This is a genomic window from Pistricoccus aurantiacus (assembly GCF_007954585.1).
GTDB classification, from domain to species: domain Bacteria; phylum Pseudomonadota; class Gammaproteobacteria; order Pseudomonadales; family Halomonadaceae; genus Pistricoccus; species Pistricoccus aurantiacus.
On sequence record NZ_CP042382.1, the window covers coordinates 1,738,980 to 1,755,296 of the forward strand.

Annotated in this window: 17 protein-coding genes; 11 read left to right on the forward strand and 6 right to left on the reverse strand. The window is 61.4% G+C overall.

The annotated features are described in order from the left end of the window. Positions 1-5: 5 nt before the first annotated feature. The 4 genes from FGL86_RS08355 to coq7 are packed head-to-tail and all read left to right on the forward strand — an operon-like array spanning position 6 to position 2,393. Entirely contained in the window at positions 6-461 is a 456-nt protein-coding gene (locus tag FGL86_RS08355) for an acyl-CoA thioesterase (RefSeq protein ID WP_147184136.1), read from the forward strand. Further along, positions 461-1,333, forward strand: a complete 873-nt coding sequence (locus FGL86_RS08360; RefSeq protein WP_147184137.1) for a phosphoribulokinase — start codon at positions 461-463, stop codon at positions 1,331-1,333. Before FGL86_RS08355 ends, FGL86_RS08360 begins: the two co-directional genes overlap by 1 nt. A 41-nt stretch (positions 1,334-1,374) precedes the next feature. Beyond that, positions 1,375-1,716, forward strand: a complete 342-nt coding sequence (locus tag FGL86_RS08365) for a histidine triad nucleotide-binding protein (RefSeq protein WP_147184138.1) — start codon at positions 1,375-1,377, stop codon at positions 1,714-1,716. Between the two features lie 35 nt (positions 1,717-1,751). Next, the gene (gene coq7 / locus FGL86_RS08370; protein ID WP_147184139.1) at positions 1,752-2,393 is read left to right on the forward strand and encodes a 2-polyprenyl-3-methyl-6-methoxy-1,4-benzoquinone monooxygenase; all 642 of its coding nucleotides are present in this window, start codon (positions 1,752-1,754) and stop codon (positions 2,391-2,393) included. Positions 2,394-2,489: 96 nt separating this feature from the next. Here coq7 and speD read toward each other — a convergent pair whose 3' ends face one another. The 4 genes from speD to FGL86_RS08390 all read right to left on the reverse strand — a co-directional run bounded on the left by speD (position 2,490) and on the right by FGL86_RS08390 (position 5,667). Continuing rightward, the gene (speD, locus tag FGL86_RS08375) at positions 2,490-3,284 is read right to left on the reverse strand and encodes an adenosylmethionine decarboxylase (protein ID WP_147184140.1); all 795 of its coding nucleotides are present in this window, start codon (positions 3,282-3,284) and stop codon (positions 2,490-2,492) included. Between the two features lie 221 nt (positions 3,285-3,505). Then, the gene (locus tag FGL86_RS08380) at positions 3,506-3,925 is read right to left on the reverse strand and encodes an OsmC family protein (protein WP_147184141.1); all 420 of its coding nucleotides are present in this window, start codon (positions 3,923-3,925) and stop codon (positions 3,506-3,508) included. Then, complete coding sequence (gene murU / locus FGL86_RS08385) at positions 3,926-4,612, reverse strand: N-acetylmuramate alpha-1-phosphate uridylyltransferase MurU (protein WP_147184142.1); 687 nt, start codon at positions 4,610-4,612, stop codon at positions 3,926-3,928. Continuing rightward, positions 4,609-5,667 carry an aminoglycoside phosphotransferase family protein gene (locus tag FGL86_RS08390; protein WP_147184143.1) on the reverse strand — a complete coding sequence of 353 codons (1,059 nt, stop codon included), beginning with the start codon at positions 5,665-5,667 and terminating at the stop codon, positions 4,609-4,611. The genes murU and FGL86_RS08390 overlap by 4 nt, the downstream gene beginning before the upstream one ends. Positions 5,668-5,841: 174 nt before the next feature. On the opposite strand from FGL86_RS08390, the gene FGL86_RS08395 reads away from it, so the two are divergent. The 7 genes from FGL86_RS08395 (at position 5,842) to FGL86_RS08425 (ending at position 13,668) form a co-directional block, all read left to right on the forward strand. Next, a complete protein-coding gene (locus FGL86_RS08395; protein ID WP_147184144.1) occupies positions 5,842-8,283 on the forward strand; it encodes an LPS-assembly protein LptD in 2,442 nt (813 codons plus the stop codon). 91 nt (positions 8,284-8,374) lie between these two features. Next, a complete protein-coding gene (locus FGL86_RS08400; RefSeq protein ID WP_147184145.1) occupies positions 8,375-9,346 on the forward strand; it encodes a peptidylprolyl isomerase in 972 nt (323 codons plus the stop codon). Between the two features lie 8 nt (positions 9,347-9,354). Then, a complete protein-coding gene (gene pdxA, locus FGL86_RS08405) occupies positions 9,355-10,413 on the forward strand; it encodes a 4-hydroxythreonine-4-phosphate dehydrogenase PdxA (protein WP_147184146.1) in 1,059 nt (352 codons plus the stop codon). 21 nt (positions 10,414-10,434) lie between these two features. Continuing rightward, positions 10,435-11,241 carry a 16S rRNA (adenine(1518)-N(6)/adenine(1519)-N(6))-dimethyltransferase RsmA gene (gene rsmA, locus FGL86_RS08410; protein WP_147184147.1) on the forward strand — a complete coding sequence of 269 codons (807 nt, stop codon included), beginning with the start codon at positions 10,435-10,437 and terminating at the stop codon, positions 11,239-11,241. Further along, positions 11,231-11,629: a Co2+/Mg2+ efflux protein ApaG gene (gene apaG / locus FGL86_RS08415; protein WP_147184148.1), complete on the forward strand. Its 399-nt coding sequence runs from the start codon at positions 11,231-11,233 to the stop codon at positions 11,627-11,629. The genes rsmA and apaG overlap by 11 nt, the downstream gene beginning before the upstream one ends. Before the next feature lie 91 nt (positions 11,630-11,720). Further along, positions 11,721-12,539, forward strand: coding sequence for a symmetrical bis(5'-nucleosyl)-tetraphosphatase (locus FGL86_RS08420; protein WP_147184149.1), 819 nt, complete (start codon positions 11,721-11,723; stop codon positions 12,537-12,539). After that, the gene (locus FGL86_RS08425) at positions 12,529-13,668 is read left to right on the forward strand and encodes a tRNA nucleotidyltransferase/poly(A) polymerase-related protein (protein WP_246131771.1); all 1,140 of its coding nucleotides are present in this window, start codon (positions 12,529-12,531) and stop codon (positions 13,666-13,668) included. Before FGL86_RS08420 ends, FGL86_RS08425 begins: the two co-directional genes overlap by 11 nt. On the opposite strand, the gene FGL86_RS08430 is transcribed toward FGL86_RS08425, so the two are convergent. Then, on the reverse strand, positions 13,665-14,018 hold the full coding sequence (locus FGL86_RS08430; RefSeq protein ID WP_147184150.1) for a DUF427 domain-containing protein: 354 nt from the start codon (positions 14,016-14,018) through the stop codon (positions 13,665-13,667). The genes FGL86_RS08425 and FGL86_RS08430 overlap by 4 nt on opposite strands. Positions 14,019-14,291: 273 nt before the next feature. Next, entirely contained in the window at positions 14,292-16,115 is a 1,824-nt protein-coding gene (locus FGL86_RS08435) for a hypothetical protein (RefSeq protein ID WP_147184151.1), read from the reverse strand. Positions 16,116-16,317 lie beyond the last annotated feature (202 nt).

The following is a 16,317-nucleotide window of genomic DNA, read 5'->3' on the forward strand; positions in this document are numbered from 1 at the left end:
CGGCCATGCAACGTATCAGACTGGAGTTCCCCTCAGAGGCTGTGGTGCATCGCCATTCGTTGTCGGTGCGTATCACCGACATGAATTACGGTCGTCATCTCGGTCATGACGCGCTGATTTCCCTGTTGCACGAGGCCAGGGCCGCGGCACTGGATTCCCTTGGCGTAAAGGAGTGGGATCTTGGCGGCTATCCGAGCGTGGTGGCGGACCTGGCGGTGCAGTATCAGGGCGAAGCGCGCTGGCCGGATACGCTGATCATCGAAACCGCCCTGGCAGGCGCGCAGCGCAAGGCGCTGACGGTCTTTCATCGCGTGGTGCGCGAAAGCGACCAGCGACTGATCGCCACCGCCCGGCTCAACCTGCTGCTGGTGGACATCGAGACCGGCAGGCCCGTCTCGATTCCCGCTTCGGTGCTGGCGTTGTTACCGAGGGCAAACGGTGTTTCCCGAGGTGATGACTGATGTCCCGAGAATATCCGATCGTCGCCATTACCGGTTCTTCCGGGGCGGGTACCACCACGGTGCGTCGCACCTTCGAGCGCATGTTCGCTCGGGAGAATCTGCACGCGGCCTTCGTCGATGGGGATGCGTTTCACCGCTATACACGAGAAGAGCTGGCGCGGATCTCCCGGGAAGAGCCGGAGCGCATGGACGAGCTTTCCCATTTTGCCGTCGAGGCCAACCTGCTCGACGAACTCGACGCACTTTTTCAAGAATACGGCGAGCAAGGCAAGGGCACCTATCGGCATTATATTCACGCGGAAGACAAGCACATGATCGAGGCGGGCCAGCAGGTGGGTACCTTTACCGAGTGGCAGCCCTTGCCCAGCGGCACGGATCTCTTGTTCTACGAAGGGCTGCATGGCGGGCTGGTCAGCGCCGAGCATGATATCGCTCGCCACGTGGATCTGCTGATCGGCGTGGCGCCGACCATCAATCTGGAGTGGATTCAGAAGATCGACCGGGATATCAAGATGCGTGGTCATTCCCAGGAAGCGGTGATCGATACCATTCTGGGGCGCATGAACGATTACATGCACTATATCCAGCCGCAGTTTTCCCGTACCCATATCAACTTCCAGCGGGTGCCGACGGTGGATACGTCCAATCCTTTCGAGGTGCAGGATATTCCCACGGACGCGGAGTCCTTCGTGGTGATCCGCTTTCGCGATTACACCAAGGTGGATTTTCCCTACCTGCTGGCAATGATACCGGACGCTTTCATGAGTCGGCCGCACACGCTGGTGGTGCCCGGGGCGCGCATGTCCTTGGCCATGGATCTGATCCTCGGTCCTCTGATGCGCCATCTGCTCGACCAGCGACGTTTTCGCTGACTGTTACACTTGATTGTTACTTTTACGCTCAAGGAGCTGTCATGGACTGCCTGTTCTGCAAGATGATCAACCGCGAGATCGAGCCGGATATCGTCTATGAAGACGATCATGTATTGGCCTTCAACGATATTAATCCTCAGGCGCCGACCCATGTGCTGGTCATTCCCAAGAAGCATATCGCCACGCTGAACGATATCCAGGAAGAAGATCTGGCCCTGGTGGGGCGTTTGCATCGTACCGCCGTCAAGCTTGCCGGCCAATACGGCTTCGCTGAAGAGGGCTATCGGGTAGTCATGAACTGCAATGAAAATGGAGGGCAGACGGTTTTTCATATCCATCTGCATTTGATGGGCGGGCGGCAGTTTACCTGGCCCGCCGGTTGATGCTCGAGCCACGATCTGATTCTTCGGAGGTTTTCATGCAACGCAAGTTATCTCATGCCGATAACCTGATTCATCAATTCGATACCGTATTGCGCACCTTGGTACCCAAGGCGGCTCAGGCGTCGCGTCCTTCCCCGGCGCAGTCCATCAGGGATGGCGATATGAGCGACAGCGAGCGGGAACACGCGGTGGGCTTGATGCGCATCAATCATACCGGCGAGGTCTGCGCCCAGGCGCTCTATCAGGGTCAGGGGCTGACCGCGCGGCTGGCGGACGTGCGCGGCCAGATGGAGCAGGCGGCCCAGGAGGAAATCGACCATCTGGCCTGGTGCGATCAGCGCCTGACGGAACTCGAGGGGCGTACCAGTCTGCTCAATCCGCTGTTCTACGCCAGCTCCTTCAGCCTGGGCGCCCTGGCCGGTGCGGTGGGGGATCGGGTCAGCCTGGGATTCGTGGCTGCCACGGAGGAGCAGGTGGGCAGGCATCTGGATGAGCACCTGCGGGAGTTGCCTTCCGGAGACCGGCGCTCTCGAGCGGTGCTGGAGCAGATGCGTGAAGATGAAGCCCATCACGAGCGCTGGGCACTGGAAGCCGGCGGCTCGCGCTTTCCTGCTACGGTCAAGTTCGGCATGCGATTGGTATCGAAAGTGATGACCAAGAGCGTCTATCGCGTCTGACTCGCCGTTCTCACTGCAACCAACGACGAGACCCGCGATTTTTCGCGGGTCTGTCATGTCACGAGCGCTTTTTGATATCCGCTACCAGGCGATGGCTCAGTCGAGATTGCGGGAATAGAAGATTTCGAGCATTTCCTTGCGCAGACGGCTTTCGATATCGTGAGCTTCCTCGAAGGTCAGGTCGCGGTGGTTGCTGTCGAACAGATAGTGATCCAGGTTGAAGTCCTTGAGCAGCATCTTGGTATGGAAGATGTGCTCCTGGTAGACGTTGACGTCGACCATCTGATAGGCCTTCTTGGTATCTTCCGCCAGATAATCCTGGATCGAGGTGATGTCGTGATCGATGAACAGCTTGCGCCCGTCGACATCCCGGGTGAAGCCGCGCACCCGATAATCCATGGTGACGATATCCGAGTCGAAGCTGTGAATCAGGTAGTTCAGCGCCTTGAGCGGGCTGATCATGCCGCAGGTGGACACGTCGATATCCAGGCGAAAGGTGCTGATGCCGTTGTCCGGGTGGGATTCCGGGTAGCTGTGCACCGTGACATGGCTCTTGTCCAGGTGAGCCACCACGGTTTCCGGCAGCGGCCCCGGGCCGGGCTCCGTATCTTCCGGGTCCGGATCGTCCAGTTCGTGCTCGGCGATCAGGATGGTCACGCTGGCACCGTGGGGCTCGTAATCCTGGCGGGAAACGTTGAGCACATGAGCGCCGATGATGTTGGTCACATCCTTGAGGATCTGGGTCAATCGCTCGGCATTGTAGAGCTCATCGATGTAGTCGATATAGGCACGACGCTGCTCTTCTGTCTTGGCATAACAGATATCATAGATGTTAAAGCTCAACGAACTCGTCAGGTTGTTGAAGCCATGGAGTCGGAGATGGTCGCTCACGTCCGAGCCTCCCTTTATGTCTTGAGTACTAGATGAGTGCTACCCGAGGGACGATCCCTCGATGGATCGACCCGGCGAATTGGCCTGGCATTCTCACGCTGGTGCAGAGAACCCTGCCCAGGCATCGATGACAGGAAAGGCGCGTATTATGCACTCCCGAGAGCTATAGCACACCTGTTGAAACGACTTTTTTCATACCGGCGGTTTCGCAGGCGATGCTCTCAAGCCTCGACAATGGCAAAGGAATGGCTGACGTCGACGCCGCCCTTGGCCAGCATGATGGAAGCACTGCAGTATTTCTCCGCGGAAAGCGCCACCGCGCGTTTGACCTGGGCTTCCTTGAGATTGCGTCCGGTGACGGTGAAGTGCACATGGATGCGGGTAAAGACGCTGGGCACGGTATCCGCGCGCTCCGCTTCGATCTTCGCGACGCAGTCGGTGACCGGCGCTCGGGATTTCTCGAGAATTTCCAGCACATCGAAGGACGTGCAGGCGCCCAGGCCCATCAGCAGCATTTCCATGGGGCGCGGGCCGGTATCGCGGCCGCCGTGGTCCGGGGGGCCGTCGATGACCACGCTGTGGCCGCTACCGCTCTCGGCCACGAACTGACGGCCATCGGTCCATTTGACGCTAGCTTTCATCTAACTTCCTCGCTGGTTCATGAACGACTCGCTGAGTCGGGTGTCCAGGGCGGCGAGCCGCTGGGGCGTGCCGACGTCGATCCACTGGCCCGTATAATGGGTACCGCCAATGCGCTCATCAAGTATGGCCTGGCGCAGCAGCGGCGCCAGGGGAAAGGCGCCGGGAGCGTGGCAAGCCACCAGGGCCGTATCGATCACGCCGATACCGCTGTAGGTCAGGCGCGGCTCGCCTTGGTCGCTGACACGACCCTGGGCATCGAGATGAAAATCGCCTCGGGGATGATGAGCCGGATTGTCCACCAGCCACAAATGCGCCAGATCTCCGTCCAGGGCAGGAAATCGGGTCAGATCGAGATCGCACCAGACATCGCCGTTGATCAGCAGGAAGGGCGCTTCGCCCAGTAACGGCAGCGCCTGACGGATGCCGCCGCCGGTTTCCAGCGGCGAGGCTTCCTGGCTCCAGAAGATTTGCAGGCCATAAGCCTGGCCATTACCCAGCGCGTCGCGAATCTGCTCCCCTCGATAGCTGACGTTGATCACCACCTCCTGGAAGCCGGCTCCCGCCAGCCGCTCCAGGTGATGCACGATCAGCGGCTTGCCGCCGACCGGCAAGAGCGGCTTGGGACAATGATCCGTCAAGGGGCGCATGCGCTTGCCAAGCCCCGCCGCGAGAATCATCGCCTTCATGCGGTCGCTCCCGGGATGATTCCATCCTTTTGCAACTGGTCATGCAGTCGCGGTGAGAAGGTGTTTTCCAGCCAGTCGAGAAACGCCTCGAACGCCGGCCAGGGCGCGAGACTGTCGCCAAGATGTGCCAGGAAATGCGGCAGACGAGCCAGGTAGCCGGTCTTGCCATCCCGCAGGGTCAGGCGACAGAAGATACCGAGTATCTTGAGGGTGCGCTGAGCGGCCATTTCATCCGCCTGGCGCAGAAAACGCCTGGCCTCGATGTCTGGGTCGAGGCGACCGTCCTCGACGGCCTGGCGACGAAAGGCCTCGACCCAGGCGGCGAAATCAGCCGGTTCGAGCCGGCAGTAGCGACCGCGCAGCAGGGAAACCAGATCGTAGTTCAAAGGGCCTGCCACCGCGTCCTGAAAGTCGATCAGATAGAGTGTGTCGCCGTGAAGCATCAGGTTCATCGCGTCGTAATCCCGGTGCACCACTACCCGCGGCTGGGCCAGGGCGCTGGCGATCAGCCGTTCCTTGATCGCCGGCCAGCCCGGCGGCGGGGCAAGCTGCAGATAGGCGTCGAGACACCAGTCGGGAAACAGTTCCAGTTCCCGCTCTAGCAGGGCGGTATCGTAGAGAGGCAAGGCGTCCAGCGGCGCGCGATTCTGGAGGCGATGGACTAGAGGAATGGCCCGCTCGATATAGTGCTCAACCGTGGTAGCGTCGGTGAAAAAGCGTTCCAGGGTGATATCGCCCAGATCGTCAAGCTCGATGAAGCCAGCGTCGAGGTCGATTCCGTGCAGGGTCGGCACCGGAAGCCCCGCGCTTTCCCACTGGCTGGCGATGGTAACGAAGGGCTGGCTGTCTTCCCGATCCGGCGGAGCATCCATGATGATTCGCGACGATCCATCCGGCAGGGCGAGGCGAAAATAGCGCCGAAAACTGGCGTCTCCCGCTGCCAGCTTCAGATCGACCTCTTCCACCGCCAGCCCCTGGCGCCGAGCGACCCACTGCGCAAGGCGATCGCGGCGGGTTTGCTCCGCCTTGCCATAGAAAGGAGTATCCAAAGCCATTGAGGCACCTTGAGTTGACGGACTTTCCTTGGCGACGCATGCTAAGCCGCTCTGCTAGCGCATACGTCGAGCAACGCCGAGTGTCATGCCGGGCCGATGCGGGCCAGCCCGCGGACGACACCGGCTTCGAGGCTTGTATAATACTGATTTCATCGGTCAAGGACAGCGAAGAACATGGGCAAGCCACACTACAAGACTGCCCTGGCGGGGTTGGTTACCGGTTCGAGTCTGTTGAGCACTTTCGTTCAAGCCGCTCCGCCGCCGTCGCTGCCTCCCGGCCAGCTCGACTGGCAGCCTTGGGGCGCCGAGGCGCCTTCCGGCGCGCTATGCAAAGGGCGCTACGTGATGCCCGAGTATCTGCTGCCCCCTGGCGACACCCCACGCCAGGTACGTTCCAGCGCGGACAGCGCGCGCTATGGCGAGGCGGGAGAAACCATTCTCTCCGGCGAGGTGATCCTGCGGCGAGACGATAGCCAGCTGGAAGCGCCGCAACTGACCGTCAACGCCGCCCGCGACAGGGTTTCCGCCCAGGGACCGCTTGCGCTGCGCAGCTCGGGGATGCTGGTGCGCGGCAACGCCGCCGAGCTGTCTCTCGATAGCGACGCGGCGAGTATCGACAGCGCCCATTACGTGGCCCATCAACAGCGTCTGCGCGGCGATGCCCAGCAGCTGCAGCGCCTGGAAGACGGTCGCTACCGGCTGACGGAAGCCAGTTTCACCACCTGCGAGCCCGGCGATGATACCTGGCGGTTGATCAGCAACGATATCCTCCTCGATCGAGAACAGGGATTCGGCACCGCCAAACACGCCCGGCTCGAAGTCGGCAAGGTGCCGGTGTTCTATTGGCCCTGGGTGCGATTTCCCATCGATGACCGCCGTCAGAGCGGTTTTCTTTGGCCGACCCTGGGCTTTTCCGGGGATTCCTTCGATTACGCCCAGCCCTATTATTTCAACCTGGCGCCGAACTACGATGCGACCCTGACGCCGCGCTGGCTGACGGAGCATGGCCTGTTGCTGGGCGGCGAGTTTCGCTATCTGTTCGGCAGCGATGCGGGCATCATCGAAGGCGCCTATCTGGCGGACGACAAGGGCGGCGAGCGCAAAAATCCCAACGATCCTCCGGATGCCTTCGATGGTGAGGAACGCTGGTATCTGGATTATCGCCACCAGGGGCGTTTCTCGCCGCGTCTGGGATACCAGTTGCGCTATGGCGCCGCCAGCGACGGGCGCTATTTCGAGGACTTCGGCACCACCTTCGGGCAGCAGGATACGGAGTTCATGTCGCGCCTGGCGCTGCTGGACTATCGCGGCGATACCTGGCAGCTGGAAGCCCGTGCCCAAGGCTATCAGCGGCTCGAATATCCCCTCAAGGAAAACGACAAGCCCTTCTACCGTCTGCCGAGTCTTAGCGCCAACGCCGCCTGGTCTCAGGACGGCGGCTTCTATCAGCAGTGGTATTCCAACGCCACTTATTTCTGGCGAGACGTCAACGAGAATCTGGTGCCACTCGACGAAGCCGCCACCGGCACGCGGCTGCATCTGGCGCCGGCGCTTGGCTGGCGCAAGGCGCCCAGCTGGGGCTTTCTCGAACCGCGTCTGGAAATGCTTTATACCGCCTACTCCCTGGACTACGGCGCGCGGGACACGGATCGCGACGAGGACTTGACCCGCACGGTGCCGGTGTCCTCCATCGACGCCGGGCTCTATTTCGAGCGCGATATGCAGGCCTTCGGCGCCGATTATCGCCAGACTCTTGAGCCCCGCTTGTATTACGCCTACGTGCCGGAAAAGGAGCAGAGCGAGTTCCCGGATTTCGACACGGAGCCGCTGGCCTTCTCCTGGAATCAACTGTGGTCGCCTTACCGCTTCACCGGCGTAGATCGGGTGGGAGACGTCAACAAGCTGTCCTACGGCGTGAGCACGCGCTTCCTGGAAGACGAGACCGGCCGCGAACGTCTTGCGCTTTCACTGGGCCAAAGCGCCTATTTCGATGATCGCACCATCGACATGACCGGGGATCCGGATACGCTGCCGAATCGTGACACCAATTTCGAGGAATGGTACCGCGCCACCCGAAATCGCTCGCCCCTGGTGACCCGCCTCGACTGGCGGATCACCGATCGCTGGAGCACCCGCTATGAATGGCTCTACGACGACAAGCGCGAGCGCACGGAGCAGAATCGGGTCGCGCTGAACTATCGCCACCCGGACGGCCATGTGCTGAACCTGGGCTACCGCTGGGAGCTTCAAGGCTTCGATCCAGGGGGTGATGCGGAAGATCGGCTGGGCTACAACCGGGAGGAGTTCGACACCTCCTTCGCCTGGAAAGCCAACAACAGGTTCGACCTGATCGGCCGTTTCCTTTACGACAACACCAATGACCGAGCCCTGGAACAGCTTGCCGGGGTGCAGTGGAATGATTGCTGCTATGGTCTACAGCTCGTGTGGCGCGAATGGATCGACGACAACGACACCGCCAATACCATTGCGGACGACTATACGGATCGCGGTATCTTCCTCAATTTCGTATTCAAGGGGCTGGGCGGCGTCGGCCAGAGCGCCGATCAGTATTTCGAGCGGGCCATACCCGGTTACCGAACCACTGCTCTCAACTGAGACCGGCGATGGGTGCTGCCGAATCAATGAATATCATTCGATACATCAAATGACATGATGAAAGTGAACGAGGTAATTATGCGAGGTACTTATGCGTAGTCGACTGCTCGCTTCCCTGGGGTTCGCCCTGGTGCTCGGCATCGCGCCCTTGGCGGCAATGGCGCAGGCTCTGCAGCCGCTGGACCGTATCGTGGCGGTGGTCAATGAAGACGCGATCATGCAAAGCGAGCTTGATCAGCGTATCGATCAGGCGCGGCGGCAACTGCAGCAGCGCGGCATCGAGGCGCCTTCCGAACGCTCTCTGAGAGACCAGGTGCTGGAGCGCATGATCGTCGAGGAAATTCAGCTGCAGATGGCCAAGGAGGCCAACCTCGGCGTCGATGACACCGAGCTCAACCGTACCGTGCGCGGTATCGCCGAACAGAACGGCATGAGCCTGGATCAGTTTGCCGATACGCTGGAAGCGGACGGCATGTCCCTGGCCGCGGTGCGCGAGGACGTACGTCGGGAAATGCTGATTCGTCAGATTCAGCAGCGTCGGGTCGCCAGCCGTATCAACATCAGCGAGCGGGAAGTCGATCGTTATCTTCAGCAGGGCGGTACGGATGCGAGCTATCATCTGGCGCAGATTCTGGTGGCGCTGCCCCAGTCGCCGTCCACCGCCCAGGTCGAAGCGGCGCGGGACAAGATCGAGCGCCTGAGGCGAGAGGTCGAGCAGGGGGCGGATTTCGCCGCCGTGGCCGCGGCGGAGTCCGACGGCAGCCAGGCCCTGAACGGGGGCGATCTGGGTGTACGAAGCGCCGGGGAAATTCCGACGATCTTTGCCGATACGGTACCCAACCTGAGCGTCGGCGAGGTAAGCCAGCCGATTCGAAGCCCCAGCGGTTTCCATCTGGTCAAGCTGCTCGATCGCCAGGGTGGGCAGTCCATCTCCGGCGAAGCCCAGCGGGATCAGGTACGCAATACGCTGTTTCAGCGCAAGGCAAACGACGAGCTGGAAGCCTGGATTCAAGAGATTCGCGCGGGCGCCTATATCGACAATCGCCTGACGGGCAATGGTTGAGGCCGGCAATGGTTGACTCCCGCCAACAGCCCTGTCTGGCGCTGACCACCGGCGAGCCGGCGGGCATCGGGCCGGAACTGGTGCTAAAGCTGACGCAAGACATCGACGCGCTGCCGGGCCGCATCGTTGCGGTAGGAGACCCGCAGCTGTTGACGCAGCGGGCGCGCGCCTTGGATATCCCCATCGAACTCGACGTGCTGGCCATGAACGAGTCGCCGCGTGCGGCCCGCCCGGGAGTCCTGTCGGTATGGCCGGTGCCGCTGCGAGTGTCATCACGGCCCGGCGTGCTCGATCCGGCAAACGCGGATTACGTGCTGAATACCCTGGACGTGGCCATCGCCGCCTGTGATCAGGGTAGCGCCCAGGCCATGGTCACTTCACCGCTGCACAAGGGCGCGATCATCGAAGGGGGGCATCCCGGGTTTACCGGCCACACGGAATACCTGCGGGACGCCTGTGGCGTAGACGAGGTGGTGATGATGCTGGCAACCCAGTCGGCGCTGCATGGCCGAGTCGCGGGGCAGCCATACTGTCCCCTGCGGGTCGCCCTGGCGACCACGCATCTGCCGCTTCGTCAGGTGGCTCAGGCGATCACCCAGCCAGGTCTGGAGCGGGTGCTGCGCATTCTCGCCCGGGATCTCAAGCGGCATTTCGGCATCGCCTGTCCGCGCATCGCGGTCTGCGGCCTCAATCCCCACGCCGGTGAGGGCGGCCATCTCGGTGACGAGGAAATCACCACCCTGATTCCCGTTCTGGAGCGCCTGCGCGGCGAGGGAATGCAGCTTATCGGTCCGCTGCCGGCGGATACCCTGTTCACGCCGCGTCATCTGGACCAGGTGGACGCGGTACTCGCCATGTATCACGACCAGGGTCTGGCGGTGCTCAAGTACGCGGGATTCGGCCTGGGGGCCAATATTACCCTCGGGCTGCCCCTGATTCGCACTTCCGTGGATCACGGCACGGCGCTGGACCTGGCCGGGAAGGGCGTCGCCGACCCGGGCAGCCTGCGAGTGGCGCTCCAAGTGGCGGCGGACATGGCCCGGGCCGCCAACCAAGGCTTGCCTTAAGCCAAAAGGAATCTTGCTCTTATGCCCGGCTCTGCTTTACCTCGCGCGCGCAAGCGCTTCGGTCAGAACTTCCTGCGCGACCCCGGGGTCATCGCGGCCATCGTCCGGGCCATTCGCCCCAGAGCCGACGAGCGGCTGGTAGAAATCGGTCCGGGGCAAGGCGCGCTGACGGAGCCGCTGCTGGAAGAGACCGGCAAGCTGGAAGTCATCGAACTCGACCGGGATCTGATTCCCGGTCTGCGGGTCCAGTTCTTCAACTATCCGGATCTGGTGATTCACGAAGGCGATGCGCTGAGCTTCGATTTCGCGGCGCTGAAGGGAGAAGGCAGGCCGCTGCGGGTGGTAGGCAATCTGCCCTACAACATTTCCACGCCGTTGATCGTGCATCTGTTGCAGACCCGCCACGTCATCAGTGATATGCACTTCATGCTGCAGAAAGAAGTGGTGGATCGGCTTGCCGCGACTCCCGGCGGAGCGGATTGGGGTCGCCTTTCCGTGATGGCTCAGTACCATTGCGAGGTCGAGTCCCTGTTCAGGGTGCCGCCGGAAGCCTTCGTGCCCCGACCAAAGGTGGATTCCGCCATCGTCAGGCTGACGCCTCACGCTACGCTGTCTCATCCCGCCAAGGATGAGACGCTGCTGTTCGAACTGGTGCGGGAGGCCTTCGGTCAGCGACGCAAGACCTTGAGAAACAATCTCAAGAAGCGTATCGATGCGGAGGCCTTGACGGCGCTCGGCATCGACCCTGGTCGACGCCCACAGACCCTAAGCGTAGCCGAGTTCGTACGTATCGCCGATCATCTGGCCGGAGCGACCCATGACGGATAATGAGCTTGGCGAACTGGCAAATGCCGTCAGCGTGCAGGTGGAGCCGGTCTATCACGCGCAGGAATCCTCCACGGCGCAGCAGCGCTACGTTTTCAGCTACACCGTTACCTTGCGCAATCATTCCAGCCGTAGCGTCCAGCTGTTGACCCGCTACTGGAAAATCACCCAGGGCAGCGGCAAGGTGCAGGAAGTGCGCGGCAAGGGGGTGGTAGGCAAGCAGCCGCTGATCGAGCCCGGCAAGCTGTTTCACTATACCAGTCGCGCGGTGCTCGATGGCCCGGTAGGGGTGATGCAAGGGTGCTATACCTTTATCGATACGCGAAATCAGCGCAGCTTCGAGGTGCCCATTGCGCCGTTTCGCCTGGCGATCCCCCATCAGGTGCATTGACCCGGCCAATTCTGGTCGGTTCGAGCGTTTTATCGTCTGTCGCTGCTCGTCATTTGCACAAGTGTTTACTCGATACCTGCAAGGAGCACGCATGTCGACCTATGTCATCGGTGATCTGCAAGGTTGCCATGGAGAGTTCGTCGCCCTGCTGGAGCGAATCGACTTCGATCCGGCTCGGGATCGTCTCTGGCTAGCGGGGGACCTGGTCAATCGCGGCCCGGGCTCTCTGGCCTGCCTGCGGGAAGTGATGGCCTTGAAGGACGCCGCGCGGGTAGTGCTGGGCAATCATGATCTGCATCTGCTGGCGGTGGCCCGAGGAGGTGCGAGCCTGAAGTGGAGCGATACCCTGGAAGACACTCTCGCCGCGCCGGATCGGGAAACGCTGCTCGACTGGCTGCAGGCCCGACCGCTGGTGATACGCGACGGCGATCTGCTGATGAGTCACGCAGGTATTCTGCCGCAGTGGAGTCTGGAACAGGCTAGCGCCTTGGGCGAGGAAGTGCAGGCTCGGCTGAGCGCGGAGAATAGCGGTGCCTTTCTTGAACAGATGTATGGCAACGATCCGGCCTGCTGGCGAGACGATCTCGACGGCGTGGCGAGGCTCAGGATGATCGTCAACGTGCTGACTCGCATGCGCTTCATCGACGCCCAGGGCTGCCTGGATTTCCAGGCCAAGGAAGGGCTCGATCTGGCGCCGCAAGGATTCGCGCCCTGGTTCAGCTTCCCCCGTCAGGATAATGCCCGGCTGCTATTCGGCCACTGGGCGGCGTTGGAAGGCCAGACCCCGGGAAGCCGCGTCAATGTCGAGGCGCTGGATACCGGCTGCGTATGGGGCGGCAGCCTGACCGCGCTGAACCTGGAGAGCGGTGAGCGTATCAGCGTCCCCAGCCGCCAGCCTCGTGAACGCTGATCCTCTGCTCGATGGACTCGAGGTCTACTGCGTCGGCGGTGCGGTGCGCGATCGGCTGCTGGGCTGGCCGGTGGTGGATCGAGACTGGGTGGTGGTCGGCGCCACGCCGCAGGAAATGCTGCGACGCGGCTTCAAGCCCGTGGGACGGGATTTTCCGGTGTTCCTGCACCCCCACAGCCACGAGGAATACGCCCTGGCCCGCACCGAGCGCAAAGCGGGGCGCGGCTATACCGGCTTTCGCGTGCATGCCAGTCCTGAGGTCACCCTGGAAGAAGACCTGGCGCGGCGGGATCTGACCATCAACGCCATGGCGCAAGCGCCAGACGGAAGGCTGATCGATCCCTACGACGGGCAAGCGGATCTCGAGGCGCGGCGGCTGCGGCACGTCTCGCCGGCCTTCGTCGAGGATCCCTTGCGGGTGCTGCGTACCGCGCGCTTTCTGGCCCGCTACACTGAGCTCGGCTTCCATATCGACGCTGGCACCCGGCGTCTGATGGGCAAACTTGTCGAAAGCGGCGAAATGCACCATCTGGTGGCGGAAAGGGTCTGGACGGAAACCGAAAAGGCGCTGGGGGAGCTCCACCCCGAGGCCTATTTCCGCGCGCTGGACGACTGCGGCGCGCTGGACGTGCTGATGCCGGAGCTGAGCGCGGACGATCTCGGTCTGGAAGCGGCTCTCGAACGCCTGCACCGACTACCGGAGGATAACGGCGATCGGTCGCGCTGGCGCTGGGCGCGGCTGGTGGAGCACCTCGAGGACCAGGAGCGGGAGCGGTTGACCCAGCGCCTGCGTCTGCCCAACGCCTATGCGGAACTGGCCCGGCAGGTGGCAAAAACTCGTCATCTGCGCTTGAGCGTCGCCACTTTGGGACTCAACGCTCGGGAGACGATGGACTGGCTCGACGGCATCGACGCCTGGCGCAGAAGTGAGCGGGTGGCACCACTGTTCGACCTGGTCAGCCTCGAGGATACCCAGCTTGCCACGGACCTGGCCCTAAGCTGGCGCCTGGCGGCGCAGATCCACCCGGCGTCGCTGCTCGAGGAAGGCTTCAAGGGCAAGGCGCTGGGAGAGGAACTGGCCAGGCGCCGCTTCGAGACCATCGAGAGCGCCCTGCAGAAATCGGACTAATCCAATCGTTCTTCCACCAGGCGCGTATCGAAGGCCAGGTGATCCTTGATCGCGGCCATGGCCTCGAAGGGTTGCTCGTAGCTCCAGGCGATATCCGACACAACCTCACCATCCTGTTCGAGTGAAAAGTAGGTCGCATCGCCCTTGAACGGGCAATGAGTGAGCGTCGCTGACCTGACGAGCCGCGGCATATCCACATCTTCTCGCGGGATATATTGTCGGTGCGGGTAATCCGTCTCCCGCAGTTTGATGGCATAGCGACTATCCGCGATCGCCTGCCCGCCAAGGCGGACGCGAACGGTCCGGTCATGAGGATGCAGGCTGATGCGGCCGGCGGGATCGTGAGTCATTGGGAAGCTCCAAAGCAGCGTTACGTCCATTTCACTATAGCAGTCGCGGCGACGATGCAACGACAACCCAAGGCATGCGGCCATGTCATCCCCGCATCTCGGATGATTCATCATCCGACCCCTTTTCAGCCGCTGCTATACGTCGCTGTCGCAGAATGCGCCCAATCAACACCAGGTTCATGGCGATAAAGAACAGGTTCCAGTAAACCACCTCCAGCAACGGCTCCGGCCGGCTGGCATCCGGGTCAGGCAGAGTATTCTGACGAATGCGCATCAAGTGCGAATGCAGTTTCTTTGATTTGCCTCGAACCACAGCCAGGCCTGAACGGCGGCGATCATCAATCCCCATATGATCGAGGCAATAGGCCGACTGGTGATGACACATGCCGCAAGCACCATTTCCAAGATGGCGACAACATTCACCACAAAGGTGAACAACGTGATCCATTCTGTCAGCATTCGGCAGGGGGTGGGACGGCAATTCCTTCCCCAGGCAATCGAGGTGCCGGCACCTGCGATCAGCGGAATTACACCAACCAGCATCCAGGAGCAACCGGGACACAGGCCCGCATAGATCATCACCAGCCCCAGAAGGAACAGTGCCTGCCACAAGAACGCCAACCAGTCGCAGGCGGACGGCTGACAGATCAGGAACCACAGCAGCAGACCGAGGCCCAGCAGGAGTGCTCCACCTATTGATAAGCCAATTCCAATCGCCAACGCCACTTCTGGTGGAAAAGGCGCCGCAACCAATGGACAAAGCAGCAGTACCGCACCCAGGAAGACCAACCCCAGCCCCAGCAAAGCTAACACCTTGAAAAGCAGGCAAGGAATAAATACATCGTCATCCCTGTCATCCGCGGGTCGGCAGGTTCTCAGGACCACGGAGGCAATATCGCGACAGGCGCCGCGAGCTGCCTCGAGCGTCACGATCCTTTGATCATTGTCTCCTAGAGCGATTGCCAAGGTGGTGTCGGTAGCGGTGTCGTCCACCTCATTATCAATCGACCATGTGAAGACGTTGCCAACCCCGGCGGGGGAAGTGGCCTGCACGGTATAGTCGCCCTGCGGGAGACATTCTTCGTCAGTGACATCCCGACGGTTGCGATCGAGTATGCGCAGCCGGGCGTCAAAGCCATTGCAATCCTCGCAGCCCGCGACTGTAACACCATTGCTGGCGGTACAGCCGCCCTGCGTCACTACGGCGGAAACGGTTTTCTCATCTCCAGCGGCGATGGAAACGTTGAAGGCCGCGCCGGTCTGGCTGTTGTCGGCTACGCCATTCACGGACCATGAATAGGTTGTATTGCTTCCGACAGAACTGACCACCTGAACCATATAGTTATCCGGAGGAAGGCATTCTCCCGCCGGAAATTCCTGGCCTGCTTGATCGGCGACTTGCAGCACCACATTCAAATCGCAACGGCAGGGGCCAAGCGTAAACTCACTCTCGGCAACGCACGTCGAAGCGGGGCCGCTCGACGTGACAAAGCGTACCCTGATGGTTTGCGGCTGATCGCTCGAGGGCTCATAGACATGGTCCGTCGCGACCACGCGGACGCCGTTCGAGTCCGGCGGCGGAAGCCATGGGTTTCCGCTTCCATCCCCCGCTTGGCTGTCTTCCCCCGGCTGATTGTCTTCGTCGGTGCCAAAGAACCAGGTGTAGGTCGCATCGCTGGCGGCGACCACATTGGCTTCAAGACCCACTGTCCTGCGCCCGTTGACACAGTCGCCCGGGGTAATGGTGATGCCGACGTTCGGGCAGTTCCCACAGTTGATCAATTCACCGCTCAAACTCGCGAAACAAGTACTATCGTCGGCGCACTCGGCGTGGATGTCGTATTTATTACCGCTGCCACAGAAAAACGTTCCAGGCTGGAAATCCGCCGCCGCTAGCGTGAAATCGACGCTCCACTGGCCGTTCGTGACCGTTGCCGTTCTTTGCGGTGTGGATACATCGACTGGCTGGGTCTGATGGACCCGAACCCGCACCGACGAGCACTCGGTCGCGGTGCCGGAAACACTCAGCGTGGTGAGCCCCTGACCCGCTGTCGTTTCCTGACCGGCGGGGGGAGAGATGACGATCTGACAGGCCATGGAGGCTTCCCTTTCTTGGTTATTGTTGGTGGCTGCCTGGCGCCGGAAGTCAGCGGCGTTCGAGGCGATGACTGGTAGTGATTGCTTGTGACGAGCAAGTCTCCGCTCCGACCTCATGAGCAATGTAGCGTTGCACTTTCTCCTATCAGGAATTTTCAGAATAGTTCGTACTCGATAGTGTCGGAACGAAAATACTCGCGAG

Excerpts from the sequence above, each read along its gene's own strand:
- apaG (WP_147184148.1), top strand. The coding sequence starts at position 11,231 with ATGACGGATAATGAGCTTGGCGAACTGGCAAATGCCGTCAGCGTGCAG.
- FGL86_RS08380 (WP_147184141.1), bottom strand. The coding sequence starts at position 3,925 with ATGAAAGCTAGCGTCAAATGGACCGATGGCCGTCAGTTCGTGGCCGAG.
- FGL86_RS08400 (WP_147184145.1), top strand. The coding sequence starts at position 8,375 with ATGCGTAGTCGACTGCTCGCTTCCCTGGGGTTCGCCCTGGTGCTCGGC.
- FGL86_RS08420 (WP_147184149.1), top strand. The coding sequence starts at position 11,721 with ATGTCGACCTATGTCATCGGTGATCTGCAAGGTTGCCATGGAGAGTTC.
- pdxA (WP_147184146.1), top strand. The coding sequence starts at position 9,355 with ATGGTTGACTCCCGCCAACAGCCCTGTCTGGCGCTGACCACCGGCGAG.
- murU (WP_147184142.1), bottom strand. The coding sequence starts at position 4,612 with ATGAAGGCGATGATTCTCGCGGCGGGGCTTGGCAAGCGCATGCGCCCC.
- FGL86_RS08355 (WP_147184136.1), top strand. The coding sequence starts at position 6 with ATGCAACGTATCAGACTGGAGTTCCCCTCAGAGGCTGTGGTGCATCGC.
- FGL86_RS08430 (WP_147184150.1), bottom strand. The coding sequence starts at position 14,018 with ATGACTCACGATCCCGCCGGCCGCATCAGCCTGCATCCTCATGACCGG.
- coq7 (WP_147184139.1), top strand. The coding sequence starts at position 1,752 with ATGCAACGCAAGTTATCTCATGCCGATAACCTGATTCATCAATTCGAT.
- FGL86_RS08390 (WP_147184143.1), bottom strand. The coding sequence starts at position 5,667 with ATGGCTTTGGATACTCCTTTCTATGGCAAGGCGGAGCAAACCCGCCGC.
- rsmA (WP_147184147.1), top strand. The coding sequence starts at position 10,435 with ATGCCCGGCTCTGCTTTACCTCGCGCGCGCAAGCGCTTCGGTCAGAAC.
- FGL86_RS08360 (WP_147184137.1), top strand. The coding sequence starts at position 461 with ATGTCCCGAGAATATCCGATCGTCGCCATTACCGGTTCTTCCGGGGCG.
- FGL86_RS08365 (WP_147184138.1), top strand. The coding sequence starts at position 1,375 with ATGGACTGCCTGTTCTGCAAGATGATCAACCGCGAGATCGAGCCGGAT.
- FGL86_RS08435 (WP_147184151.1), bottom strand. The coding sequence starts at position 16,115 with ATGGCCTGTCAGATCGTCATCTCTCCCCCCGCCGGTCAGGAAACGACA.
- FGL86_RS08395 (WP_147184144.1), top strand. The coding sequence starts at position 5,842 with ATGGGCAAGCCACACTACAAGACTGCCCTGGCGGGGTTGGTTACCGGT.